Raw genomic sequence first — 24,190 nt, 5'->3', positions numbered from 1 at the left:
TCAGCTCAACGGCAGGGTGGTGGCGATCGGCCAGCCCACCAGCACGGCGCCGGGCACGGCCAGCAACCAGCGCGGGGCCGCGTACCGGCGCAGCACGGCCGCCCAGACGACGTGCCAGCCGAGCAGGAACGCGAACAGCGGGACCACCAACAGCACGAACCCGGGTGCGAGGCCGACCAGCGCCGACGCGGTCAGCACCAGCACGGTGACCGCGACGACCAGCAGGTGCCGACCGGTCCGGCCGGCGGCGACCGACTCCACGCCCAACAGGAACACCAGGCAGGCGGCCAGCACCAGCGGGAGCAGCCACCAGCGGGCACCCACCGGCAGTGCCGAGGTCAGGCCCAGGTGGATCGGCAGCGCGACGGCGAGGACCGCGTACCCGGTCAGTGCCACCGCCGCGACGATCGTCCGGGCCGGGGCTGGCGGTGACGTCTCGCCGACGGCCGGGACCGGCGGTGACGTCGCGCCGGGCAGCCAACGGTGACCGGCGAGCACCAGCACGCCGGTGACCAGCAGGAAGCCGGTGACATAGCCGCCGACGGCGAGCGGGAGGCGGGTCGTCGGCAGCACCGCGGCGACGGCCGCGCCGAGGCCGGCCGCCACGACCGCCAGCCCGAGCAGCGCCAGACCACCGATCGGCACCCGGTCGGTCGACCGGCCGCCGTTGGAACGTCGGGTCAGGAGCAGGGCCGCCAGCGGGACCACGCCGACGCCGAACGCGAGCAGCAGCAGCGCCGCCCCGGCGAGCCGGACCAGCGGTGGGGGCGCGGCGTCACCGTCGACGCTGGGCAGCCAGTCGGCGATCTCCTCGTGGGTACGCGGGGCGAACAGCACCGAGATGTGCTCCACGCCCGGCACCACCACGGCCGGCCGCCGGCCCACCGCCGCACCCCGTCCGACGGCGTCGTCGGCCGCGTGCCGGAACCCCGGGAACTCCGCGCCACCGACGATGAGCAGCAGCTCCGCCGGTCGACCCGGGGGCAGCTCGCCGGCGTCGGGCAGCGAGATCGCCACGGTCCGGGCGATCTCGGCATGCCCGGCCGCGTACCGGGTCACGGCGCCGGCACCCATCGAGTGCCCGACCAGCATGATCTGGGCCGGATCCACGTCCGGGAGCGAGCGCAGGTAGCCGACGGCGTGGTCGAGGTCGGCGGCGAGCGTGTCGTTCGAGGTGTCGCCTGCGAGCCGGGCCGGGTTGGCACCGTGCCCGGCGAAGTCGAACAGCAGGGCGACCGCTCCACGACGGGCGACGGTGTCGGCGATCGGTCGCATCAGTCGGGCCGAGCCGGCGAAGCCGTGCGCGATCACGACGCCGGGACGCCGCACGTCGGACATCGGCGGGTCGGCACGTACCTCGGTCATCGGCACGCCGCCGACGGTCACCTGCCGGGCGGTGAGGCCGGCGTCCGCCCGGCCCAGCACCTGCGCGCCGAGTGCGGCGGCGACCGCCGCGACGACGGCGAGAAGCACGGCGGTACGGGTGCTCGACGGTTGGTGCGGCGAGGGGGCCGACATGCCGGCACCCTACCGTCGGGCGGGCCGGCCGAGGCCCCACCGGCCGCGGCGGACGAGCGGTTGTGGTGCGGGCGACGCACACTGGATCCCATGGCGATCCCCCTCCCCACACCGGCCGCGATGGTCGGTCTGACCCGATCCGCTCTCGATCAGGCCCTCGGCTCGGCCGCCTCGTTCGCCGCCGTGCCCGCCCGCGCGTTCGCGGTGCTGGACGGGGTGGAGGCGCTGCTCGCCCGGATCAACGGTGTGGTGGACCGGATCGAGACGACCCTGGACCGGACCGACCAGGTGGTCGCGAAGGCCGATGCGGTGGCCGACCGGGCCGCCGTCACCGTGGGGACCGCGGCGGAGGCGGCCGGCACGGCGGCCGAGCTGCTGGCGGCGTACGAGCCGGCGCTGCGGCGGGCCGCACCGATGGCCGAACGGTTCGTCGAGCAGCTCAGCCACGAGGAGATAACCGCCGCGATCCACCTGGTCGACGAGCTGCCCAAGCTCAAGGAGCACCTGACGGCGGACATCCTGCCGATCCTGGCCACCCTCGACCGGGTCGGGCCCGACCTGCACGATCTGCTCGACGTCACCCGCGACCTCAAGCTGGCCGTGGCCGGCATCCCGGGGCTGGGCATGCTGCGCCGGCGCGGCGAGAAGCTGGTCGACGACCCGGCCCTCTGAGCGCTCGCCCGCCAGCGAGGCCCTGCCCACCGCCGGGTCAGCAGTCGCAGGTGATCGTCGAGCGGGGCGCGGTCAGGTCGTCGACCGGGCGGCGCGTCAGCCCCGTGTCCGTGACGACCGGCAGGCCCTCCCGCACCCAGTACTCGAACCCGCCGAGCATCTCCTTCACCGGGTGACCGAGCCGGGCGAACTCCAGCGCGGCCCGGGTCGCGCCGTTGCAGCCCGGCCCCCAGCAGTAGGTGACGACCGCCGCGCCGGCCGGGATCAGACCGGCCGCACCGGTGGCGATCTCGGCGGTGGGCAGGTGCACCGCTCCCGGCAGGTGTCCCTGCGCCCAGGCGGCTGGCCCCCGGCTGTCGACGACCACCAGCCCGGGGATACCGGCGGACAGGTCGGCATGCACGTCGCTGACGTCGGTCTCGACGCTGAGCCGGGCGAGGAAGTGGGCGGCGGCGGTGGTCGGATCGGCCGCCGGGACGGCAAAGGTGAAGGTCATGCACCGATCCTGGCGGCCGGCCCCGCGCCGGACGAGTGGCGGGAAAGACGTTCTGCGCTAACATCCCGCCATGCCGCCCCACGCCCAGGCCGCCCACCCGTTGCCAGTGCCGGCGGCGCGTCGGCCGGCGGCACGGCACCGCGTCGCCGTGCTCGCCTACCCGGGGATGTCGATGTTCGAGACCGGCATCGTCACCGAGGTGTTCGGACTGCCCCGGCCCGAGTTCGACGTCGACTGGTACGACCTGGTCGTCTGCGCCGAGCGGCCCGGTCGGGTGCCGGTCGTGGGCGGCGCCAGCCTGCACACCCCGTACGGCCTGGAGGAGTTGGCGACCGCGCAGACCGTCATCGTGCCCGGCGTACCCGACGTGACCGCCGAACCGTCGCCCGAGTTGGTGGACGCCCTGCGGCGGGCGCACCGGCGTGGTGCCCGGATCATGTCGATCTGCTCCGGCGCGTTCGCGCTGGCCGGCGCCGGACTGTTGGACGGACGGCGGGCCACCACCCACTGGCGGTACGCGGAGCTGCTGGCGCGGCGGTATCCGCTGATCGCGGTGGACCCGGACGTGCTCTACCTCGACGACGGCGAGCTGTTCACCAGCGCCGGCAGCGCGGCCGGGCTCGATCTCTGTGTGCACGTGGTGCGGCGGGACCACGGTGCCGCGATCGCCAACGCGGTCGCCCGCCGGTTGGTGATCCCCCCGCATCGTGACGGTGGGCAGGCCCAGTTCGTCGAGGCGCCGGTGACCACCGATCCGGCCGACGACCGCATCGCCGGCAGCATCGACTGGGCGCTCACGCACCTCACCGAGCCGCTGAGCGTGGCCCAGCTCGCCGGGCAGGCACACATGTCGCCCCGCACCTACCTGCGGCACTTCGCCCGCGCCACCGGGACCAGCCCGATCCGGTGGGTCATCGACCAGCGGGTGCGGGCCAGTCTGGCGCTGCTGGAGGAGACCGACGCCCCGGTCGAGCAGATCGCGGGCGCGGTCGGCTTCGACACCCCGGTCACCTACCGCCACCACTTCGGTCGGGTCATGCTGACCTCGCCGTCGGCGTACCGTCGGGCCTTTCGCACCGCGACGGCGACCGGCCAGCCGGCCTGACGCGGGTGGGTCAGCCCCGCGCGTACAGCTCGTCGATCTCGGCCCGCTGCGGCAGCGCCACCGAGGCGCCGAGTCTGCGTACGCAGGCCGCGCCGGCAGCGGACGCCCAGCGCACCGCGTCGACGATGTCGCGCCCCTCACCCCAGCCGACGGCCAGCGCGGCGGTGAACGCGTCACCCGCCGCCGTGGAGTCGACCACGTCCACCTGGAACGCGGGCACGTGCGCCTCGGTGCCGTCCCGGTCGACGTACCAGGCGCCGGCACCGCCGTGGGTGAGCACGGCGCGGGGCACCAGGTCGAGCAGCGCCCGGGGCTCCTCCCGACCTCGGCCGGTGAGGGCCTGCGCCTCGCCCTCGTTGACGACCAGCAGGTCCACCGACGCGAGCAGCTCCGGCGGGAGGTCCCTCGCCGGGGCGGCGTTCAGGATGACCCGCGTGCCGGCGGCGCGGGCGGCCACCGCGGCGGCGGCCACGGTCTGCACCGGGATCTCCAACTGGGCGACCAGGACGTCGGCCCCGCGTACCGTAGCCAGCTCTTCGTCGGTGAGGCCGACCAGCGCGTCGTTCGCGCCGGGGGTGACCACGATGGCGTTCTCGCCCTGAGCGTTGACCATGACCAGGGCGACCCCGGAGGTGCCGTAGACCACCCGCAGCTGGTCGGTGTCCACGCCGGCGGCGGTGATCCGGGCCCTGAGCGTGACGCCGAACGCGTCGGAGCCGATCGCGCCGAGGAACGCGCAGGAGGCACCGGCCCGGGCGGCCGCGACGGCCTGGTTGGCGCCCTTGCCGCCGGGCACCATCACGAAGTCGGTGCCGAGCATGGTCTCGCCGAGCCGCGGCAGCGAGGGCGCCATCGCGACCAGGTCCATGTTGGCGCTGCCCACCACGGCCACGCGGGTCTGGGACACGGTCACCCTCCCTGGTCGCTCAGGCGGCGCGCGCGGTGTAGCGGCCGCCCGACCGCTCGACCACCAGCGGCAGGCCGAAGGTCTTGGAGAGGTTGTCACCGGTCAGCGTCTCGGCGAGCAGACCCTGGGCGACCACCGCGCCCTCGCGCAGCAGCAGTGCGTGGGTGAACCCGGGCGGGATCTCCTCCACATGGTGGGTGACCAGCACCATGGCGGGCGCGTCCGGGTCGTACGCCAGCTCGGCCAGCCGGGCCACCAGGTCCTCGCGGCCGCCCAGGTCGAGACCGGCGGTCGGCTCGTCGAGCAGCAGCAGCTCCGGGTCGGTCATCAGGGCACGGGCGATCTGCACCCGCTTGCGTTCGCCCTCGGAGAGGGTGCCGTAGCGGCGTTCGGCGAGGCCGCCGACGCCGAGTTGACTGAGCAGGGCCCGCGCCCGCGCCTCGTCGCCGCGGTCGTAGCTCTCCCGCCAGCGGCCGACCACCGACCAGGCGGCCGTCACCACGACGTCGCTGACCTGCTCATCGGCGGGCACCCGCTCGGCGAGCGCGGCGGTGGAGAGCCCGATGCGGGTGCGCAGCTCGTTGACGTCGGTGCGGCCGATCCGCTCACCGAGCACGTGGGCGACACCGGTGGTGGGGTGCAGCCGCCCGGAGGCGAGGTTGAGCAGCGTCGTCTTGCCGGCCCCGTTGGGCCCGAGCACGACCCAGCGCTCGTCCAGCTCGACCCGCCACGTCAGGTCCTGCAGCAGCGCGGTGCCGGACCGGCGTACGCCGACGCCGTCGAGGCTGACCACCAGATCCGGGTCCACGGACGTGGCGGAGGAGGTGGCGTCGGCAGCGCCGGGGATCAGGTCACCAGTCACCACTCCATCCAACCACGCAACGCCGAGGCGCCCCCCACGGGCGGCGCCCCGGCCATAGGGTGGGGCACCGTGTCGTTGATCACCACACTCGGAGGACGGCCCATGCTCGATCGGGGTACGGAGCCGCGCGGATGAGCGCGGTCATCGAGATCGAAGGTCTGCGCAAGACCTTCCACAGCGTGCGCAAGGGCAGACGGGTGGCGGTCGACGGGTTCGACCTGGTGGTCGAGGCGGGTCAGATCCACGGCTTCCTGGGGCCGAACGGCTCGGGCAAGACCACCACCCTGCGCGCCCTGCTCGGGCTGGTGCGAGCCGACGGCGGGCGGATGGCCGTGCTGGGTGAGCCCTCGCCGGAGTTGCTGCCCCGGGTGGCCGGCCAGGTGGGTGCCATCGTGGAGAGCCCGCAGTTCTTCGGCAACTTCAGCGGCCACCGCACGTTGCGACTGCTGGCCCGCGCCGGCGGGGTGCCGGTGTCGCGGGTGGACGAGGCGCTGGAACTGGTGGGCCTGCGCGACCGGGGTGACGAGCGGGTGAAGGCGTACTCGCTGGGCATGAAGCAACGCCTGGCGGTGGCGTCGGCGTTGTTGAAGGATCCGCGGCTGCTGATCCTGGACGAGCCGGCGAACGGGCTGGACCCGGCCGGCATCCGGGAGATGCGGGACCTGATGCGGTCGCTGGCGGCGTCCGGGGTGACCGTGCTGGTGTCCAGCCACATCCTGGGCGAGATCCAGCTGATCTGCGACCACGTCACGATCATCTCGCGGGGGCGGCGGGTGGCGGCCGGCCGGGTGGACGAGGTGCTGGCCGGCTACGACCGGCACGAGTTCCGGGTCCGGGTGGCCGAGCCGGAACGCGCCGTCGAGCTGTTGCAGGCGGCCGAGCTGACGGCGATGGTGGACTCGGGTGCGCTGGTGGTGGGTGGGGTGACCGATTCGACGGTCATCAGCCAGGTGCTCGGCGAGCAGGGGCTGTGGGTGGGCGAGCTGACGCCGCTGCGGCCGGATCTGGAGAGCGTCTTCCTGGAGCTGACCGGTGCCGGTGAGCATCCGTCGGTGCCGCGCCAGGTCGACCAGGCGGGGCCGCCGTCCGGCGCGGAGGGCGAGCCGATCGATCTCGACGTACGGGGGGTGGACGCGTGAACCTGGTCCGTGCCGAGGTGGAGCGGCTGTCCGCCCGCCGTTTCGTGCAGCTCATGGTCGTTCTGCTGGTGCTGGCGTTCGGTGTCACGGCGGCGACCACGCTGGCCGGCTCCCACAAGCCGAGCGCCGAGGAACTCTCCGTGGCGCGGGCGAAGGCCAACGAGGCGCGGCAGGGCATGGAGGTCGCCTTCCAGGAATGCCTGGCCCGGCAGAACGAGACGCCCCCGCGGGGGGACACGGAGGGCTACTACCCCAGGGACTGCTCGGAGATCGATCCGATCCGGGGCGATCGGCTCCCGATCGCGGCCGACTTCCTGGTCGGCGTGTTCAGCTTCGCCGAGCAGGCCCGCCCGCTGCTGTACTTCCTGATCGCGTTCCTGGTGTTGTTCGGGTTCCTGATCGGCGCCTCCTACATCGGCGCGGACCTGAACTCGGGCGGCGTGGTGAACCTGCTGCTGTGGCGTCCACGACGGCTGACGGTGCTCGGCACCAAGCTGGCCACCCTGCTCGGCGCGGTGCTGGTGGTGTCGTTGCTGGCCTCGGTGTTCTACCTCGCGACGTTCTGGGTGATCGGGCAGACCGCCGGGTTGGCGGGGCGGTTCAGCGATGACTTCTGGTCTTCGCTGGCCGCGGTGCACGGCCGTGGTCTGGTGCTGGTGCTGTTGGCCACCGCCCTCGGCTTCGCCATCGCGACGCTGGGCCGGCACACCTCGGCGGCGCTCGGCGCGGTTGCCGCGTACGTGGTGGTGTGGGAACTGGGTGGCCGGCTGGTGCTGGAGATCGTCGACGCCCGGCGGCCGGATCAGCTGATGCTCTCCAGTCACATCGGGGCGTGGCTGACCGGCGAGGCCCGGTTCTGGGATCCCCAGCTCTGCGCGAACAGCCGGCCGGGCGTCTACTGCGAGGGCTTCTACAGCCTGACCTGGGTGCCCGCGCTGCTGGTGCTGCTCATGATCACCGGTGGGCTGGCGGCGGCGGCGTTCGCCGTGTTCCGTCGCCGGGACCTGATCTGAGTCGCGGTCGCCGGGCCGCCCACGAAGCGGGGCGGGCGGCCCGGCGGCCGGAACCAGCACGGCAACAGCTTGCAGCTCGACTGTCGGCGGTGAAATATTCCTTCACATGACCGCCCCTGCGGGCTCAGCCGACGGTGGAGCCGAACACCTCGTCACGGACGGCGTTCAGCGCGGTGCGCAGTGCGCCGTGCAGGATCGGCTCCTCGGTCAGCCCGGTGGGCACCACCCGTGGCCGCACCAGGGTGATCGCCGCGACCTCCCGCTGCACCCGCTCGGCGAGCGCCGCCCCGCCGGCCTGGCCGACCTCGCCCGCGAGCACCACCAGCGGCGGATCGAGCACCACGCAGGTGCTGGCCACGCCGAGCGCGAGCCGGCGGGCCAACTCGTCGAGCATCGGGGCACCGTCGGCGCCGGCGGCGACGGCGGCACGGACGGCCTCGGCGGCGTCGCCGTCCGGGTATCCGTGCTCGCGGGCCACCGCCCGGACCGAATCCCCACCGATCAGCTGCTGGAAGGCCGGCTTGGCGCGGCGGGAGACGTCGCGCGGGATGGGCGCGCCGGGCACCGGCAGGTAGCCGATCTCACCGGCCGCGCCACTGCTGCCGTGGTGCAGCCGCCCACCCAGCATGATCGCGAGACCGACGCCGGCACCCACCCAGACCAGCACGAAGTCCGACAGCCCCTGCGCGGCCCCGGACTGCGCCTCCGCCACGGCGGCCAGGTTGACGTCGTTCTCGAAGACCACCGGGGTGTGCAGGTCCTCGCGCAGCGCGGCGAGCAGGCCGCTGTGCCACCGCGGCAGGTTGAAGGCGAAGGTGATGTCGCCGGTGCCGGGGTCGACCAGGCCCGGCGTGCCGAGCACGATCCGCCGTACGCTGCTCAGCTGCGCCTGGGCGCTGCTCGCCGCCTGCACCACCGCGTTGTGCACCACGCCCACCGGGTCGTCGGTGTCCCGGGTGGACTGCTCCACCCGGCCGATCACGGCACCGGTGATGTCGGCGCACGCGGCCACCACCCGGTCCGGGCCGACGTCCACCCCGACCACGTGCGCGCTGGCCGGGCGGACGGCGTAGAGCTGGGCGTTCGGCCCTCGCCCGCCGGCCTGTTCACCGACCCGGCTGACCAGACCGCGCTCCTCCAGCCGCTCGACCAGTTGGGAGGCGGTGACCTTGGACAGCCCGGTCAGCTCGCCGAGCCGGGCGCGGGTCAGCGGCCCCCGTTCCAGGAGCAGTTCCAGTGCCGCACGGTCGTTGAGCGCCCGCAACAGGCGGGGGGTACCGGGCAGCCGGGTCGCACTCATGCCACGTCCTCTAGTTTTAGTAAACTTTGCTAACTGTAAACCGACCTGCGAACGGGTAGCCGTAGCGTAACGGCCACCCGCAGGCGGAGCGCTCGGCCGACCCGGCAGGGCGTAGACCACCGCCGGTACGAGGTTCGAACCCGCCGGGCACCGAAGGAGGACGATCACGTGGGGCTGGATCCAGGACTACGTCGGCTCGCGCTGGGCACGCTGCTCGCCGCGTACCCGGGACCGGTCCCGCCGGACTGGGCGGTCGACCTGGTGGCCGACGGGCTGGCCGGGCACACCCTGTTCGGCACCAACGTGCACGATCCGGCCCAGGTGGCGGCGAGCACTGCCGCCCTGCGCGCCGGCCGGGAGGACGTGCTGATCGCCATCGACGAGGAGGGCGGGGACGTGACCCGGCTGGCGCACGCCACCGGCAGCCCGTACCCCGGCAACGCCGCCCTCGGCGCGATCGGCGACGTGGCGCTGACCCGCCGCGTCTACCAGGCGATCGGCGCCGAGTTGGCCGCGCTGGGCGTCACCGTGAACCTCGCCCCGACGGTGGACGTGAACACCGCCGACGACAACCCGGTGATCGGCACCCGCTCGTTCGGCGCGGACCCGGTGCGGGTGGCCGCCCACTCGGCCGCCGCCGTGACCGGCCTCCAGGCCGCCGGGGTCGCCGCGTGCGCCAAGCACTTCCCCGGCCACGGGGCCACCGTCACCGACTCCCACCACGAACTGCCCACCGTGGACGTCCCGCTGGGCCTTCTGCGTCAGCGCGACCTGCCGCCGTTCGCCGCGATCGTCGCCGCCGGCGCGCGCGCCGTGATGACCGCGCACATCCGCGTGCCGGCGCTGACCGGCGACGGGCCGGCCACCTTCAGCCGGGCGGTCCTGGTGGATCTGCTCCGCACCGAGTACGGCTTCACCGGCGCCATCATCACCGACGCGCTGGAGATGAAGGGCGCGGCCGTGGCGGCCGGCGGGGTCGGGCCGGCCGCGGTCCGGGCCCTGGCCGCGGGCGCCGACCTGCTGTGCATCGGCGCGAAGGTCGACGCCGACCTGGTCGAGCGGGTGGCCGCCGAGATCGTCGAGGCGCTGGGTGACGGCCGGTTGGCGACCGCCCGGGTCGAGGAGGCGGCCGGCCGCGCCGCCGCACTCGCCGCCTGGACCCGGAGCGCCGGCACGACGCCGGTCACCGCCGACACCGAGCTGGGGTACGCGGCGGCGCGCCGGGCGGTCCGGGTGGACGGCGTGCTCGCCGACCTGGACCAACCGCTGGTGGTGCAACTGCACACCGAGTCCACCATCGCCGAGGGGCGGGTGCCGTGGGGTCTCGGTCCGCACCTGGACGGGATCCAGGAGATCCGGGTGGTCGCCACCGAGACCGATCGTGCGACGTTGCGCGGACTCGCCGGCGACCGGCCGATCGTGCTGGTCGGACGGCACCTGCACCGGCTGCCCGGCGGGCCGGAGCTGATCTCCGGCCTGGCCGCCGAGCATCCGGTGACCGTGGTGGAGATGGGCTGGCCGGCACAGTGGCGTCCGGACGGCGTCCGCGCGTTCGTCACCACGTACGGCGCGAGCCACGCCAACGGCCGGGCGGCGGCCGAGGCGCTGGGTCTCGCCGGCTGAGCCGTCCGTCACACGCACCCCACTCTTGAACATGTTCAAGAGCTGTCCTACGCTGACGCCATCGGTAGTTGAACGCGTTCAAGAAAGGCGTCCGCATGGACATCAAGGTCTGGATGTACGTGATCTACCTCGCGGTCAGCGTCGGCCTGACCATCTGGGTGGCCCGGGCGCTGTCGCGCAACGGGCAGGTCTTCCTGGAGGAGGTGTTCGCCGACGAACGACTGGCCCGCGCGGTGAACAGCCTCCTGGTGGTCGGCTTCTACCTGCTCAACCTCGGCTACGTCACGGTGGCCATGAAGCACCCCGAGCCGGTGCTCTCGACCAGCCAGGCGATGGAGGAACTGTCCCTCAAGATCGGCCTGGTGCTGCTGGTGCTCGGCGCGCTGCACTTCTTCAACGTCTTCGCGCTGGGCCGCTACCGCCGCAACCGGCTCCGCCAGTTCGCCACCCACCCGCCCGTCGCCCCGATCGGCCGGCTCCCCATGCAGCCTGCGCCGCATGGTTCCTATCCCGCCGCCCCGCCCCCGACCGGCCCCCAGCCGGGCACCGGGCCGACCGGTCCAGCACCGACCCGATGACCGTGCCACCGACCGACGGCGTCGGCCGGCTCCCGGATCCCACCGCTCACGGGGGCGGTGGGATCCGGGGGTTCACGGTCCTGTTCGACGCGAGCTGCCCGCTCTGTCGGGCCGCCCGCCGATGGCTGGCGTCGCGCGCCCAGCTCGTACCCCTGGAGTTCGTGCCGGCCGGGTCGGCCGAAGCGCGGCGGCGCTTCCCCGGCCTGGACCACGACGCGACGCTGCGCGACCTCACCGTCATCGCCGACACCGGCGAGGTGTACGCGGGCGACGGCGCCTGGTTCGCCTGCCTCTGGGCGCTGGCCGACCACCGCGCCGCGGCCGAGCGGTTGGCCCGCCCCCACCTGATGCCGCTCGCCCGGCAGGTGGTGGCGGCCGCCTCGGCGATCCGGGAACGGGTTCGCGACCCGTGGGCCGAGCCGACGGACGAACTGGCGGGATACGGTGGCCCCGATGACCGACCAACCTGCGCCGACGACCACTGCGGGTGACCCTGCCACCGCCCGAGGCGAGCAGACCCGGCAGCTGATCAGGGACACCGCGATGCGGCTGTTCCGCGAGCGCGGTTACGCCCAGACCACCATGCGGGCGATCGCGCAGGAGGCCGGCGTGGCGGTCGGCAACGCCTACTACTACTTCGGCTCCAAGGACCACCTGATCCAGGAGTTCTACGCCCAGTCCCAGGTCGAGCACCGGGCCGCCGCGCAACCCGTGCTCGACCGGGAGGAGGCGTTCGGCGCCCGGCTGGCCGGGGTGCTGCACGCGGGGATCGACGTGCTCACGCCGTCGCACGAGTTCGCGGCGACCTTCTTCAAGACGGCGGCGGAGCCGACATCCCCGCTCAGCCCGTTCTCCGCGGAGTCGTCCGGCCCCCGGCAGGCCGCCATCGACCTCTTCGCCGAGGTGCTGACGGGCTCGACCGCCAAGGTCGACGCCGATCTGCGCCCGCAGTTGCCCGAGCTGCTCTGGCTCGCGTACATGGGGGTGATCCTGTACTGGGTGCACGACCGGTCGCCCGGGCAGACCAAGACCCGGCAGTTGATCGACGGCGCCGTTCCCCTGATCGACCGACTCGTGGCGCTGTCCCGGCTCCGGCTCCTGCGCCCGGTGACCCGGCAGGTCCTCGACCTGATCCGCACGCTACGTCACTGACCCGACCGGCATCCTCTGCCAGCTCAGCCGCAGGTCAAGTCCACTATTAGACACTCCGAACCGACAGCTCGCACCTTGCACCGCGCTTGCTCGATACGTAGCGTGATCGGCACGAACCGGCCCGCCCCGTGCGTGGACGGTCGCCCGAAACCGGGACCTGGGGGGAGGTTGCGGACCGTGGATCCGGCCCGGGATCCACGGTCCGCGCCGACGAGGGTCGGGCGTCAGCGCGGATAGACCCCGTACGTGCGCCAACCCCGGTCCGGGAAACCCGCCGCCTCGGCGACCCGGGCCGAGGCCACGTTGTCCCACTCGTGCAGGTAGGTGGGCACCGCGCCCTCGTCGAGCACCCGCCGCGCCGCCTGCGCCACCAACCGGCGGGCGAGGCCACGACCCCGCGCGGCCGGCACGGTGCCGATGGCCAGCTCGTGCCCGTACGCGTCGTGCCGCTTGATGCCGGCCCCGGCCAGGTAGGTGCCGTCCGCGTCGCGCACCACCAGCACCGGCCGGTCGAACAGTCGCAGCCAGGGTGGCAGTCCGGGGGCGGTGGACGCGGTCCACTCCCCCACGTCGGGCAGCGGCGCGGGTGCCACACTCCACCGGAACGGCCCGTCGTGCAGGCAGAACTCGGGCCGCCCGACGGCCTCCGGCAGCGCGGCGAGCAACCGGTCCGGTGCGTCGTGCGCCAGTGCGCGGATCGCGGCCACCCGGTCCGGCGCCACGGAGAGCACCCCGCTGCGTCCGGTGTCCACGGCGAGCGCCGGGCGCAGTCGACCGTCCCAGGCCGGCCTGGCCCGGCGGTGTGAGCCGACCACGTGCAGGCCCGGCCCGGCCGGCCACTGCCCGAGCCAGGCGGCCAGGTGCAGCTGGAGCCGTCGGTCGAGCATGCAAACCTCCCCGTCGCCCCGGCCCGTCGTGGATCACCGTACGCCGGGCGGGCCGGGTGGGCGGACGATCCCCGGGGCCGGAGGGCCGGGGTCAGGACGCCGTCGGGGCGGTGGGGTGCTGGCCGCCGTGGTGGTGCTGGTGCACGACCGCGTGCCCCCTCCCGCGGACGATCAGGGCGCGGTTCACCGTGGGAACCGGGTGGACCCATCGACCGTCATACGCATTTCCATACATGGACACCTTTCTTTGGGACGGTTATCGCATGCCGATTCAGCCGAACGACCGCTGCCACCAGGACCCCGCGCGACTCTGGTCAGCCACGGAGTCAGCCGACCGCCTCCCGGCCCAACCGCGCCACCGGGGACCTCGCGAGACGGGTGACGGCATGTCGTGGGCCACGGTGAACAGGCTGCCCGTCGGCAGCTCCGGCAGGCACGGCCTGAACACGCGCTGACGCACCAACGTCCTACATCGCAGCGACCGCGGAGGAGCACGGCGCAACCGTGCTGCACTACGACGCCGACTACGACCGGATCAGCGCCGTCACCGGCCAGCCCACCGAGTGGGTGGCGCCGACGGGCAGTCTCTGAGTTCGCGCCGGACGACACACCGGCGGAGGTCCAGCGGCGGCATTCGCACACCTGTCGGGTAATTTCTTGTGGTCCGGCATCCGGCCTACGACAGGAGAAGCTCCGCGCATGGGCAAGAAGACGATCCACGTCTCCGACTTCACCGGCACCGTTCTGCAGCAGGACGACGAGGCGGTGCGGGTCGTCGTCCTGGAGCACCCGGACCTGGTCGCCGGGCCTGTGCAGTTGGACGCCACCCCCGCCGAGGTGGAGAACATCGACGACGCGGCCCTGGACGTGGCCGTGGTCGAGATCTACGACCGCCACGGTGGTGGCGAGCCGCGTCGGGTGGTGTTGACCGCCAGCGAGTTCGACGCGATGGCCACCGACGTGCCCATGGCGCAGTTGCTGAAGACGGCCGAGCGGGTCCGCCCGCCCAAGGCCCGCAAGAGCGCAGAGAAAATCGACTACGGCACGCTGGAGCACGCCGGCAAGCCGCACCGGGGCCGGGTCACCGAGGAGGAGGCCCGGCTGGTGCGCGACCAGCTCGACGAGGTCAACAAGCGGCTCGCCGACGCGGGCGTGCGCCAGATCGACCCGGCCGATCCGGAGCACGCCCTGCGTTACGGCTTCCCCGGGGTCTCCTGACCCGACGGGTCACTTCTGCCCGACTGCGGCGGCGAGGGCGGCGGACAGGTCGGCCTCGACGGTCTCCTTGCTCAGGCCGAGGTCGGTGAGCACACCCGTGCCGTCCTCCTGCTCCAGCAGGGCGAGCAGGATGTGCTCGGTGCCGATGTAGTTGTGCCCGAGGCGCAGCGCCTCCCGGAAGGTCAGCTCCAGGGCCTTCTTGCCGCGCGCGTCGTACGGGATGAGGTCCGGGACCTGGTCGGCCGGCGGCGGGAGGGCCGCGCCCACCGCCTCCCGTACCGCCTCCGGGGTGGCGCCGCGATCGGTCATCACCCTGGCGGCCAGCCCTTCCGGCTCGGCCAGCAGGCCCAGCACCAGGTGCTCCGGGCCGATCTCGGCCTGCCCGGCGGCCCGGGCCTCCTCCTGCGAGGCCATCACCACGTTGCGGGCCCGGGGGGTGAAGCGGCCGAAGCCGGCGTTCGGGTCGAGCGCCGCCGCGTCGGTCGCCTTCGGCACGAAGCGCTTCTGGGCGGCCTGCTTGGTGACTCCCATGCTGCGGCCGATGTCGGTCCAGGAGGCACCCGAGCGCCGCGCCTGGTCGACGAAGTGCCCGATCAGGTGGTCGGCGACCTCGCCGAGGTGATCGGCGGCGAGGACCGCGTCGGTGAGCTGGTCGAGGGCGTCGGTGTGCGCCTTCTTGATGGCCTGGATGAGGTCGTCGAGCTTGATCGTGTTGCCGATCTGGATGGGTTCCGTCATGCGTCAACCATAAGTTGACGCGTGCGCTTACGTCAACCGTAAGTTGACGATCGATCCCGCGATGATCACTTGACGCTCAGCAGCGGGGGACGGCCCGAGGGGACTGCTGAGCATGACGTGATCACGACTGGGGTTCAGGCGGCCGCGGCGTACTCCGGCAGGTGGTGCGCGACCGTCGCCGGGGAGGGCATGGCGGCGATCTCCTCGGCGAGCGCGCGGGCGGCGTCGCGGTGCTCGCCGTCACGCGGCAGCAGCCTGCGCGCCTGCTCGGCCACGGCACCCGGACGCACCTCGGCAGGCAGCAGCCGCAGGGCGGCGCCCGCGGCGGTCACCGCGTCGGCGTTGGCGAACTGGTCGGTGCCCTGCGGCAGCATCAGCTGCGGTACGCCCACCGCGAGCGCGCTGAGGGTCGTGCCGCTACCGCCGTGGTGCACGACGAGGTCCACCTGCGACAACAACTCCGCCTGCGGCAGCCATCGATGCACCGTCACGTGGTCGGGAATCTCGCCAAGCTCCTCCGGCGCCACCCGACCAGCGGCGACCACCACCTGGGCGCCCAGCGCCGCCAGTCCGGCGATGACCGTGGTCAGCAGCTCCGACGTGCCGAACGCCGTACCGAGCGTCAGATAGACCAGCGGTCGGGAGCCGTCACGAGCGGCGGACGGGGGCAGCGGACCCGACGGCGAGAACGGGACGGGTCGCAGCTCGATGCGCCGTTGCGTGGCGACGAAGCCCTTGTCCTGCAACGAGGGAGGGCAGATGTCGAGGTGCGCTCGACCGGCGACCTCGGGGTTTTTCGTGGGCGGTTCGAGGCCGATGTCGTCGGGGAACAGCCGGCCGAACCCGTGCCAGATGCCGGGTATGCCGGCCCGCCGAGCCGCAATGGCCGCCCCCGGCAGCCCCCACTCGTGCACCACCAGATCCGGGCGCAGCCGGGCCAGTTCGGGTTCCAGATCCTCGGCGTACACCTCGTAGAAGGCGTCGCCGGGTCGGAACGGCCGCAGGCCGTTCGCGGCCAGCGGCGCGTGCACCGCCGGACCGGCGGCGAAGTGCACCTCGTGACCGGCGTCCCGAGCGGCGACCGCCAGCGGGATCAACGGATACGTGTGACCGACGGACGCGAGGCTCGCGAACAGCAGGCGCATGGCGTGCGACCCTACCTGCCACACCGCCGCTGCCGTCGTTGCCGGCGCGCGTATACCGTGGGCTCCGGCCGGGGCCCGGTGCGGCGGAGGGAGGGCGGTCGTGCGGCTAGCCGTGGGATGCGCGATGTGGACCCACCGGGCGTGGCAGGGCCGGCTGCTGGCGCATCCGCTCGCACCACAGGAGCGACTGCGGCACTACGCGGGCTGGTGCGACGCGGTGGAGGGAAACACCACGTTCTACGCCACACCGACCCGGGAAACCGTCGCCTCGTGGGCCGCGCAGACCGATCCGGGTTTCCGCTTCGTCCTCAAACTTCCCAGGGTCGTCACGCATGAGCGCCGGCTCACCGGCACCGACGAGCCGCTGCGCGCGTTCCTGGACGCCATCGAGCCGCTCGGTCCGCGTACCCATGCCCTCTGGGTCCAGTTGCCCGGCTCGTTCTCTCCCGCCGACGTCCCGACCCTGAGCCGCTTCCTCGGCCAACTCCCCCGATCCCACCGGTACGCCGTGGAGGTCCGCCACCCGGCGTTCTTCACCGATTCCCGCGCGATCCGGCTCCTCGAACAGACCCTCGGCGAGGCGGACGCCGGGTGGATCCCGTTCGACACCACCGCGTTCTTCACCACCCCTCCGACCAGCGACGCGGAACGGGACGCCTGGATGAAGAAGCCGCGTGTGCCGCAGCGGTCGGTGGCGCTGACCGACCGGCCGATCGTCCGCTACCTCGGCCGCGACGACACCACCCGGACGGTCGAGGGGTGGCAGCGCTGGGTCGACGTCACCGCCGACTGGCTGCGGGAGGGGCGCTCGCCGACGGTGTTCGTGCACACCCCGGACAACGCCGACGCGCCGGTGCTCGCCCGCCGTTTCCACGACGAGGTACGGGCCCGGGTGCCCGGCCTCGACCCGCTGCCCGAGCCGGTACCGGTCGAGCCGTTGACCCTCTTCTAGGGGCGGCGCTCGTCGAGCAGTTCGTCGAGGTGGGTCGCGGTGCTGATCAGCGAGAGGTGGCTGAACGCCTGCGGGAAGTTGCCGATCTGCTCGCCGGTGGGGGCGATCTCCTCGGAGTAGAGGCCGAGCGGGTTGCTGTAGGTGAGCATCTTCTCGAAGGTCAGCCGGGCGTCGTCGATCCGGCCGGACTGGGCGAGGGCCTGGACGTACCAGAAGGTGCACATGCTGAAGGTGCCCTCGGTGCCGGCCAGGCCGTCCGGGGAGGCCCGGGGGTCGTAGCGGTAGACGAGGCTGTCGGAGACCAGATCGGCGTCCACCGCCCGCAGCGTCGACTCCCACATCGGGTCGGTCGGCGCGATGAGGCCGAGCTCGGACATCGCGAGGAGCGAGGCGTCCAGGATGTCGGTCTGGTAGTGCTGCACGAACGCCTGACGCTTCGGGTGGAAGCCACGAGCCATGATCTGCTCGTAGATGGCGTTGCGTTCGGTCGTCCAGCGGGTGGTGTCGCCGGGTCGCGCACGGCGCTGGGCGAGGCGGATGGCCCGGTCCAGCGCCACCCAGGACATCATCCGTCCGTAGGTGTAGTCCTGCCGACCCGACCGGGTCTCCCAGATGCCGTCCTCGGGTTGATCCCAGTGATCGCAGAGCCAGTCCATCAGCCCCGCCGTCTTGCGCCACCCCTCGTACGGGGCGATCAGCCCGTGCCGGTCGGCGAGTTCCAGTGAGTTGAGCGCCTCACCGTAGATGTCGAGTTGCAGTTGGCCCGCCGCGCCGTTGCCGATCCGTACGGGTGCCGAGCCGCGGTAGCCCTCCAGGTGGCCCAGCACCTCCTCGGGAAGGTCCGATGAGCCGTCGACCCGATACATGATCTGCAGGGGAAGGTCGCCGTCGCGGGCGTCCCGGATACGCGCGTCGAGCCAGCACAGATACTTCGCGGCCTCGTCGGTGAAGCCCAGTCGCAGCAACGCGTGCACCGAGAAGGAGGCGTCGCGGATCCAGGTGTAACGGTAGTCCCAGTTCCGCTGCCCGCCGACCTGCTCCGGCAGCCCCGCGGTGGGCGCGGCCACGAGGGCGCCGGTCGGGGCGTACGTCATCAGTTTGAGAGTCATCGCGGACCGCTCGACCATCTCCCTCCAGCGGCCGGTGTAGTGGGACCGGTCCAGCCACCGCCGCCAGAAGTCGCGGGTCTCGGCGAGCAGTGCGCCCGCCTGCTCGGTGCTGATCGCGCGGGGCGCGTTCGGGCAGGCCGTCTCCAGGACGACCCCGCCGATGTCGTTCGCCTGCAGCGTGAACCGCGACGACAGGCCCTCCGCGTCGCGGCGGATGTCCTGCGCGTCGATGAGCCGTTTGGTGTCCCGGAACGGGGTGAGGGTGAGGCTCATGGTCGAACTGCGAAAGACGTCACCCTCGGGGTGGGCCTCAAGCTCGTACGGGTCGCGGGCGTAGTTGAACCGGGGTTGGCAGTCGACGCGGAACCGCATGCTGCCCCGGACCATCCGGACCAGCCGGATCAACCGGTGCCGGTCGGTGGCCTGCGCACCGGTGACGGGCATGAAGTCCAACAGCTCCCCCACGCCGTCCGCGCCGTGGAAGCGGGTGATCAGGATCGGCGTGCCGGGGAGGTAGAGCTGCTTGCTCGTGTAATCGACCCCGTCCGGGGCGAGCTGGAAGTGGCCGCCCTTGCGGGCATCCAGCAGGGCGCCGAAGACGCTCGGCGAGTCGAAGCGGGGCGCGCAGAACCAGTCGACCGTGTCGTCGGCGCTGATCAGGGCCGCGGTCTGCAGATCGCCGATCAGGCCGTGCTCCTCCACCGCGGGGTAGGGCTTCACACGAACTCCCGCCACTCGGTCCGACGGCGGTGGCTACCCGGCGAGCGGCGTCTCACACACCGGGTACGGGAGCCTTGGGCGCCACCCGCTGAGTGCCGCACCCCGGTCCGCTGACGTCGAGGTGGCGAGCATTGCGGAACCGCTCCCTCCGCAATGCTCGCTAGCGTGCACGGGGGAAGCCACACACCGACGAGAGGAACACCATGAGCCTGCGGGGATTCGCGACCCTCAACATCTGGGCGGACGACGTCGCCGCCGCCACCGCCTGGTACGCGGAGTTCCTGGGCCAGGAGGCGTACTTCCGGCGCTCGGGCCCGGACGGACGCCTGGCGTACACCGAGTTCCGCGTCGGCGACTACGAGGCCGAGTTGGGCATCATCGACCGCAGGTACGCGCCACCCGGCACGGCCGACGCGCCCGGCGGCACGATCATGCACTGGCACGTCGACGACCTCGACGCCACCGTGCAGCGGCTGCTGGCGCTGGGCGCCACACAGCACCAGCCGATCACCGCGCACGGCGACGAAGGCTTCGTCACGGCCTCGGTGGTCGACCCGTTCGGCAACCTGCTGGGTGTCATGACCAACCCGCACTACCTGGACATCCTCGCGTCCCGAACGAGCGCCTGACGGGGTCGTGGCGGGGGGCGCGATCAGGTGCCGACGTACGCCGCCAGGTGCTCGCCGGTGAGGGTGGAGCGGGCGGCGACCAGGTCGGCGGGTGTGCCCTCGAAGACGATCCGGCCGCCGTCGTGCCCGGCACCGGGACCGAGGTCGATGATCCAGTCGGCGTGCGCCATGACCGCCTGGTGGTGCTCGACGACGATGACCGACTTGCCCGAGTCGACGAGCCGGTCGAGCAGACCGAGCAGTTGCTCGACGTCGGCCAGGTGCAGGCCGGTGGTCGGCTCGTCGAGGACGTAGACGCCGCCCTTCTCGGCCATGTGGGTGGCCAGCTTGAGCCGCTGCCGCTCGCCACCGGACAGCGTGGTGAGCGGCTGGCCGAGGCTGAGATACCCCAGCCCGACGTCGGCGAGCCGGTCGAGGATGGCGTGCGCGGCCGGCGTCCGCGCGTCGCCGGCGCCGAAGAACTTCTCGGCCTCCGACACCGACATCGCGAGCACCTCGCTGATGTCCCGACCGCCGAGGTGGTATTCCAGCACCGACGCCTGGAACCGCTTGCCCTCACAGTCCTCGCAGGTGGTGGCGACGCCGGCCATCATCGCCAGGTCGGTGTAGATGACGCCGGCGCCGTTGCAGGTCGGGCAGGCGCCCTCGGAGTTGGCGCTGAACAGCGCCGGCTTCACGCCGTTGGCCTTCGCGAACGCCTTGCGGATCGGATCGAGCAGACCGGTGTACGTGGCCGGGTTGCTCCGCCGTGAACCGCGGATCGCACCCTGGTCGATCGACACCACGCCCGCGCCGGCCGGGATCGAGCCGTGGATCAGTGAACTCTTGCCGGATCCGGCGACGCCGGTGACGACGCAGAGCACCCCCAGCGGAACGTCGACGTCCACGTCGCGGAGGTTGTGGGCGGTGGCGCCGCGGATCTCCAGTGCCCCGGTCGGGGTACGTACCGCCGGCTTGAGCGACGCCCGGTCGTCGAGGTGGCGACCGGTGATGGTGCCGCTGCCGCGCAGACCCTCCACGGTGCCCTCGTAGCAGACGGTGCCACCACCCGTGCCGGCGCCGGGACCGAGATCGACGATGTGGTCGGCGATCGCGATCGCCTCCGGCTTGTGCTCCACGACCAGCACGGTGTTGCCCTTGTCGCGCAACTGCAACAGCAGCTCGTTCATCCGTTGGATGTCGTGCGGGTGCAAGCCGATGGTCGGCTCGTCGAAGACGTAGGTGACGTCGGTGAGCGACGAACCGAGGTGGCGGATCATCTTGGTGCGCTGCGCCTCACCACCGGACAGGGTGCCGGAGGGCCGGTCGAGCGAGAGATAGCCCAGGCCGATCTCCTCGAACGAGTCGAGGAGGTGTTGCAACCCTTTGAGGAGCGGGGCCACCGACGGCTCGTCGAGACCTCGGACCCAGGCGGCCAGGTCGCTGATCTGCATCGCGCAGACATCGGCGATGTTGCTGCCCTTGATCTTCGACGAGAGTGCTTCCCGGCTGAGCCGCGTGCCGCCACAGTCGGGGCAGGTCGTGAACGTGACCGCCCGCTGCACGAAGGCGCGGATGTGCGGCTGCAACGCGTCGACGTCCTTGGTCAGGAACGACTTCTGGATCGACGGGATCAGACCGGCGTACGTCAGGTTGATCCCGTCGATCTTTATCTTGGTCGGCTCCCGGTGGAGCAGGTCGTCGAGCTCCCGCTTGGTGTACTTGGCGATCGGCTTGTCCGGATCGAAGTAGCCGCAGCCGCGGAAGATCCGGCCGTACCAGCCCTCCATGCTGTAGCCGGGGATCGTGATCGCGCCCTCGTTGAGCGACAGGGTGTCGTCGTACAGCGCGGTCAGGTCGATGTCGTTGATCGACCCCATGCCCTCGCAGCGCGGACACATGCCGCCGAGGCGGGTGAAGGTCGCCTTCTCGGTCTTCGTCCTGCCCGCGCCGCGCTCCACGGTGATCGCGCCGCTGGCCCGCACCGAGGGGACATTGAAGGAGTACGCGTTGGGCGAGCCGATCTGCGGCTGCCCGAGCCGGCTGAACAGGATGCGCAGCATCGCGTTCGCGTCGGTGGCGGTGCCCACCGTGGAACGGGAGTTCGCGCCCATCCGCTCCTGGTCCACGATGATCGCCGTGGTCAGGCCGTCCAGCAGGTCGACGTCCGGGCGCGCCAGCGTCGGCATGAAGCCCTGCACGAACGAGCTGTACGTCTCGTTGATCATCCGCTGCGACTCGGCGGCGATGGTGCCGAACACCAGCGAACTCTTGCCGGAGCCGGAGACGCCAGTGAACACCGTCAGCCGGCGCTTCGGGATCTCGACGCTGACGTCTCTGAGGTTGTTGACGCGCGCACCCTGCACACGGATCAGGTCGTGACTGTCGGCTGCGTGCGTCATCGTGTCTCCATCTGTCGCCCGGCCCGGCCGACCGCTCAGCGCTTCTCCTGAATCCTGACCATGTTGCCAGCCGGGTCGCGGAAGGCGCAGTCCCGAACGCCGTACGGCTGGTCGGTCGGCTCCTGCACGACCTCCGCGCCACTGCCGGCCAGCTTGCCGAACGTGTCGTCGAGGTCGGAGGCGGCCAGGTTGACGCCGAAGTAGCTGCCCTTGGCCATCATCTCCGCGATGACGCGGCGCTCGTCGTCGGTGAGCCCGGGGGTGGCGGTCGGCGGGTGCAGGACGATCGCCGTGTCGGGCTGATCGACGGGACCGACCGTGATCCAGCGCATCCCCTGGTAGCCGACGTCGTTGCGGACCTCGAAGCCGAGGACGTCGCGGTAGAAGGCCAGGGAGGCGTCCGGGTCGGTGTGCGGCAGGAAGCTGCTGTGAATGCTGATGTCCATGACAGTCAGGCTAGGTGCGGCTCGAGGTGCGCCGCTTCTCGATTCCTGATCGGTCTGGTCACCTGCTTCGCCACGCAGGAGGGCATCCCCGCCGTCGCGCGTACCGCCTCTCGTCGATAGACGCTCGGCGGGACACCCACCAGCTCGGTGAATCGGGTGCTGAAGGTGCCCAGCGACGAGCAGCCGACCGCGAAACAGACATCGGTGACGCTGAGGTCACCCCGGCGCAGCAACGCCATCGCACGCTCGATGCGCCGCGTCATCAGGTAGCTGTACGGCGACTCGCCGTACGCCTGCCGGAACTCGCGGCTGAGGTGCCCGGTCGACATGTGGACGCCCCGGGCGAGCGCCTCGACGTCCAGCGGCCGCGCGTACTCCCGGTCGATCCGGTCCCGGACGCGGCGCAGCCGCGCCAGGTCGCGCAGGCGCTGCTCCTCGGCAGGTGTGCTGGTCACAGGCCAAATCGTGCCACATAGCGAGGGCGGTTTGGCAAGCGGAACAATGTTCCGTATAGTTCCTAGCGGAACAGCGCTCCGCTTATCCGAATCTACCCGCTCGTGGAGGGCAGTCATGCAGTACCGCACCTTGGGTCGCACCGGCGTCCAGGTCAGCACACTCGCGCTCGGCGCGATGAACTTCGGCAGCCTGGGGCGTACCACCCAGGACGAGGTCACCACTCTGGTCGGTGCCGCCCTGGACGCCGGGATCAACCTCATCGACACCGCCGACATGTACAGCCAGGGCGAGTCGGAGGAGATGGTCGGCAAGGCCATCGTCGGTCGCCGCGACGACCTCGTGCTGGCCACGAAGGCCGGCATGCCCATGGGCGACGAGCGCAACCACCAGGGCAGCTCACGGCGCTGGCTGGTCACCGAACTGGACCACAGCCTGCACCGCCTCGGCGTCGACCACGTCGACCTCTACCAGATCCACCGGTGGGATCCGCGCACCAGCGACGAGGAGACACTGTCGGCGCTGACCGACCTGCAACGCGCCGGGAAGATCCGCTACTTCGGCTCGTCGACGTTCCCCGCGTACCGCATCGTGCAGGCCGAGTGGGCCGCCCGGGAACACCACCTGGGCCGGTACGTCACCGAGCAGCCCAGCTATTCGATCCTGCAACGCGGCGTCGAGGCACACGTCCTGCCCGTCACCGAGCAGTACGGGCTCGGCGTGCTGGCGTGGAGCCCGCTGGCCTCCGGCTGGCTGTCGGGCGCGATCCGGGCGGGCCGGGAGATCACCACCAGCCGCTCGGCGATCCTTCCGCAACGCTTCGACACCACCATCCCGGCGAACCAGGCCCGGCTCGACGCCGTCGAACGGTTGGCCACGGTCGCCGACGAGGCCGGCCTCACCATGATCCAACTCGCGCTCGGCTTCGTCACCACGCACCCCGCCGTGACCAGCGCGATCATCGGCCCCCGCACCATGGAGCATCTGCGCTCCCAACTCGACGCCGCGGACACCACACTCTCCGCCGACGTGCTCGACGCGATCGACACGATCGTCGCCCCCGGCGTCGACCTCGCCGCCCACGAGAAGTTCGACACCCCGCCCGCCCTGCTCGACGCGGCGCGACGACGTCGCTGAGGCGCCCCCT

At 72.2% G+C, this 24,190-nt stretch carries 24 protein-coding genes; 12 read left to right on the top strand and 12 right to left on the bottom strand.

Going from position 1 to position 24,190, the window contains the following annotated elements; all coding sequences use genetic code 11:
* Positions 1-1,518 carry an alpha/beta fold hydrolase gene (locus AB0H52_RS01405; protein WP_151490796.1) on the bottom strand — a complete coding sequence of 506 codons (1,518 nt, stop codon included), beginning with the start codon at positions 1,516-1,518 and terminating at the stop codon, positions 1-3.
* A gap of 90 nt (positions 1,519-1,608) precedes the next feature.
* Between AB0H52_RS01405 and AB0H52_RS01400 the strand changes: the two genes are divergently transcribed.
* Positions 1,609-2,190, top strand: a complete 582-nt coding sequence (locus AB0H52_RS01400) for a hypothetical protein (protein WP_151490795.1) — start codon at positions 1,609-1,611, stop codon at positions 2,188-2,190.
* 37 nt (positions 2,191-2,227) lie between these two features.
* On the opposite strand, the gene AB0H52_RS01395 is transcribed toward AB0H52_RS01400, so the two are convergent.
* Complete coding sequence (locus AB0H52_RS01395; RefSeq protein WP_151490794.1) at positions 2,228-2,686, bottom strand: rhodanese-like domain-containing protein; 459 nt, start codon at positions 2,684-2,686, stop codon at positions 2,228-2,230.
* Positions 2,687-2,756: 70 nt separating this feature from the next.
* Between AB0H52_RS01395 and ftrA the strand changes: the two genes are divergently transcribed.
* Entirely contained in the window at positions 2,757-3,791 is a 1,035-nt protein-coding gene (gene ftrA, locus AB0H52_RS01390) for a transcriptional regulator FtrA (protein WP_151490793.1), read from the top strand.
* A 10-nt stretch (positions 3,792-3,801) separates the two neighbouring features.
* Here the strand turns inward: ftrA and AB0H52_RS01385 are convergent, their stop codons facing one another.
* The gene (locus AB0H52_RS01385; RefSeq protein WP_151490792.1) at positions 3,802-4,698 is read right to left on the bottom strand and encodes a ribokinase; all 897 of its coding nucleotides are present in this window, start codon (positions 4,696-4,698) and stop codon (positions 3,802-3,804) included.
* A 19-nt stretch (positions 4,699-4,717) separates the two neighbouring features.
* Positions 4,718-5,560 carry an ABC transporter ATP-binding protein gene (locus AB0H52_RS01380; RefSeq protein ID WP_151490791.1) on the bottom strand — a complete coding sequence of 281 codons (843 nt, stop codon included), beginning with the start codon at positions 5,558-5,560 and terminating at the stop codon, positions 4,718-4,720.
* 131 nt (positions 5,561-5,691) lie between these two features.
* On the opposite strand from AB0H52_RS01380, the gene AB0H52_RS01375 reads away from it, so the two are divergent.
* Positions 5,692-6,699, top strand: coding sequence for an ATP-binding cassette domain-containing protein (locus tag AB0H52_RS01375; RefSeq protein WP_357944455.1), 1,008 nt, complete (start codon positions 5,692-5,694; stop codon positions 6,697-6,699).
* Positions 6,696-7,712: an ABC transporter permease subunit gene (locus AB0H52_RS01370; RefSeq protein ID WP_151490789.1), complete on the top strand. Its 1,017-nt coding sequence runs from the start codon at positions 6,696-6,698 to the stop codon at positions 7,710-7,712. The genes AB0H52_RS01375 and AB0H52_RS01370 overlap by 4 nt, the downstream gene beginning before the upstream one ends.
* A gap of 124 nt (positions 7,713-7,836) precedes the next feature.
* Here the strand turns inward: AB0H52_RS01370 and AB0H52_RS01365 are convergent, their stop codons facing one another.
* The gene (locus AB0H52_RS01365) at positions 7,837-9,012 is read right to left on the bottom strand and encodes an ROK family transcriptional regulator (RefSeq protein WP_151490788.1); all 1,176 of its coding nucleotides are present in this window, start codon (positions 9,010-9,012) and stop codon (positions 7,837-7,839) included.
* 168 nt (positions 9,013-9,180) lie between these two features.
* Here AB0H52_RS01365 and AB0H52_RS01360 point away from each other — a divergent pair, with 168 nt between their 5' ends.
* The 4 genes from AB0H52_RS01360 (at position 9,181) to AB0H52_RS01345 (ending at position 12,365) form a co-directional block, all read left to right on the top strand.
* A complete protein-coding gene (locus AB0H52_RS01360) occupies positions 9,181-10,635 on the top strand; it encodes a glycoside hydrolase family 3 N-terminal domain-containing protein (protein WP_151490787.1) in 1,455 nt (484 codons plus the stop codon).
* 95 nt (positions 10,636-10,730) lie between these two features.
* On the top strand, positions 10,731-11,213 hold the full coding sequence (locus AB0H52_RS01355; RefSeq protein WP_357944451.1) for a hypothetical protein: 483 nt from the start codon (positions 10,731-10,733) through the stop codon (positions 11,211-11,213).
* Positions 11,210-11,704, top strand: coding sequence for a DCC1-like thiol-disulfide oxidoreductase family protein (locus AB0H52_RS01350; protein ID WP_151489043.1), 495 nt, complete (start codon positions 11,210-11,212; stop codon positions 11,702-11,704). Before AB0H52_RS01355 ends, AB0H52_RS01350 begins: the two co-directional genes overlap by 4 nt.
* A complete protein-coding gene (locus tag AB0H52_RS01345) occupies positions 11,667-12,365 on the top strand; it encodes a TetR family transcriptional regulator (protein ID WP_151489041.1) in 699 nt (232 codons plus the stop codon). Before AB0H52_RS01350 ends, AB0H52_RS01345 begins: the two co-directional genes overlap by 38 nt.
* 224 nt (positions 12,366-12,589) lie before the next feature.
* Here AB0H52_RS01345 and AB0H52_RS01340 read toward each other — a convergent pair whose 3' ends face one another.
* Positions 12,590-13,252 carry a GNAT family N-acetyltransferase gene (locus tag AB0H52_RS01340; protein WP_357944447.1) on the bottom strand — a complete coding sequence of 221 codons (663 nt, stop codon included), beginning with the start codon at positions 13,250-13,252 and terminating at the stop codon, positions 12,590-12,592.
* A gap of 699 nt (positions 13,253-13,951) precedes the next feature.
* On the opposite strand from AB0H52_RS01340, the gene AB0H52_RS01335 reads away from it, so the two are divergent.
* Positions 13,952-14,470, top strand: coding sequence for a hypothetical protein (locus AB0H52_RS01335; protein ID WP_357944444.1), 519 nt, complete (start codon positions 13,952-13,954; stop codon positions 14,468-14,470).
* A 9-nt stretch (positions 14,471-14,479) separates the two neighbouring features.
* On the opposite strand, the gene AB0H52_RS01330 is transcribed toward AB0H52_RS01335, so the two are convergent.
* On the bottom strand, positions 14,480-15,208 hold the full coding sequence (locus tag AB0H52_RS01330) for a Clp protease N-terminal domain-containing protein (protein WP_278123861.1): 729 nt from the start codon (positions 15,206-15,208) through the stop codon (positions 14,480-14,482).
* 134 nt (positions 15,209-15,342) lie between these two features.
* Entirely contained in the window at positions 15,343-16,353 is a 1,011-nt protein-coding gene (locus AB0H52_RS01325; protein ID WP_151489038.1) for a glycosyltransferase, read from the bottom strand.
* Positions 16,354-16,477: 124 nt separating this feature from the next.
* Between AB0H52_RS01325 and AB0H52_RS01320 the strand changes: the two genes are divergently transcribed.
* Complete coding sequence (locus tag AB0H52_RS01320; protein WP_225854257.1) at positions 16,478-17,305, top strand: DUF72 domain-containing protein; 828 nt, start codon at positions 16,478-16,480, stop codon at positions 17,303-17,305.
* Here AB0H52_RS01320 and AB0H52_RS01315 read toward each other — a convergent pair.
* The gene (locus AB0H52_RS01315) at positions 17,302-19,134 is read right to left on the bottom strand and encodes a glycoside hydrolase family 15 protein (protein WP_357944440.1); all 1,833 of its coding nucleotides are present in this window, start codon (positions 19,132-19,134) and stop codon (positions 17,302-17,304) included. The two genes, AB0H52_RS01320 and AB0H52_RS01315, sit on opposite strands and share 4 nt — an antisense overlap.
* Before the next feature lie 203 nt (positions 19,135-19,337).
* On the opposite strand from AB0H52_RS01315, the gene AB0H52_RS01310 reads away from it, so the two are divergent.
* A complete protein-coding gene (locus AB0H52_RS01310) occupies positions 19,338-19,763 on the top strand; it encodes a VOC family protein (RefSeq protein ID WP_151489035.1) in 426 nt (141 codons plus the stop codon).
* Positions 19,764-19,786: 23 nt separating this feature from the next.
* Here the strand turns inward: AB0H52_RS01310 and AB0H52_RS01305 are convergent, their stop codons facing one another.
* The 3 genes from AB0H52_RS01305 to AB0H52_RS01295 are packed head-to-tail and all read right to left on the bottom strand — an operon-like array spanning position 19,787 to position 23,045.
* Positions 19,787-22,144 carry an excinuclease ABC subunit UvrA gene (locus AB0H52_RS01305; protein ID WP_151489034.1) on the bottom strand — a complete coding sequence of 786 codons (2,358 nt, stop codon included), beginning with the start codon at positions 22,142-22,144 and terminating at the stop codon, positions 19,787-19,789.
* 35 nt (positions 22,145-22,179) lie between these two features.
* On the bottom strand, positions 22,180-22,590 hold the full coding sequence (locus tag AB0H52_RS01300) for a VOC family protein (RefSeq protein WP_151489033.1): 411 nt from the start codon (positions 22,588-22,590) through the stop codon (positions 22,180-22,182).
* 5 nt (positions 22,591-22,595) lie between these two features.
* Positions 22,596-23,045 carry a helix-turn-helix transcriptional regulator gene (locus tag AB0H52_RS01295; RefSeq protein ID WP_151489032.1) on the bottom strand — a complete coding sequence of 150 codons (450 nt, stop codon included), beginning with the start codon at positions 23,043-23,045 and terminating at the stop codon, positions 22,596-22,598.
* Between the two features lie 115 nt (positions 23,046-23,160).
* Here AB0H52_RS01295 and AB0H52_RS01290 point away from each other — a divergent pair, with 115 nt between their 5' ends.
* Entirely contained in the window at positions 23,161-24,180 is a 1,020-nt protein-coding gene (locus AB0H52_RS01290; protein ID WP_357944435.1) for an aldo/keto reductase, read from the top strand.
* Positions 24,181-24,190 lie beyond the last annotated feature (10 nt).

Origin of the sequence: Micromonospora sp. NPDC050695, assembly GCF_040654415.1 — a bacterium.
Lineage (GTDB): Bacteria > Actinomycetota > Actinomycetes > Mycobacteriales > Micromonosporaceae > Micromonospora.
Note: the sequence above shows the minus strand (reverse complement) of the source record. Positions and strands in the feature narration are given on the sequence as shown.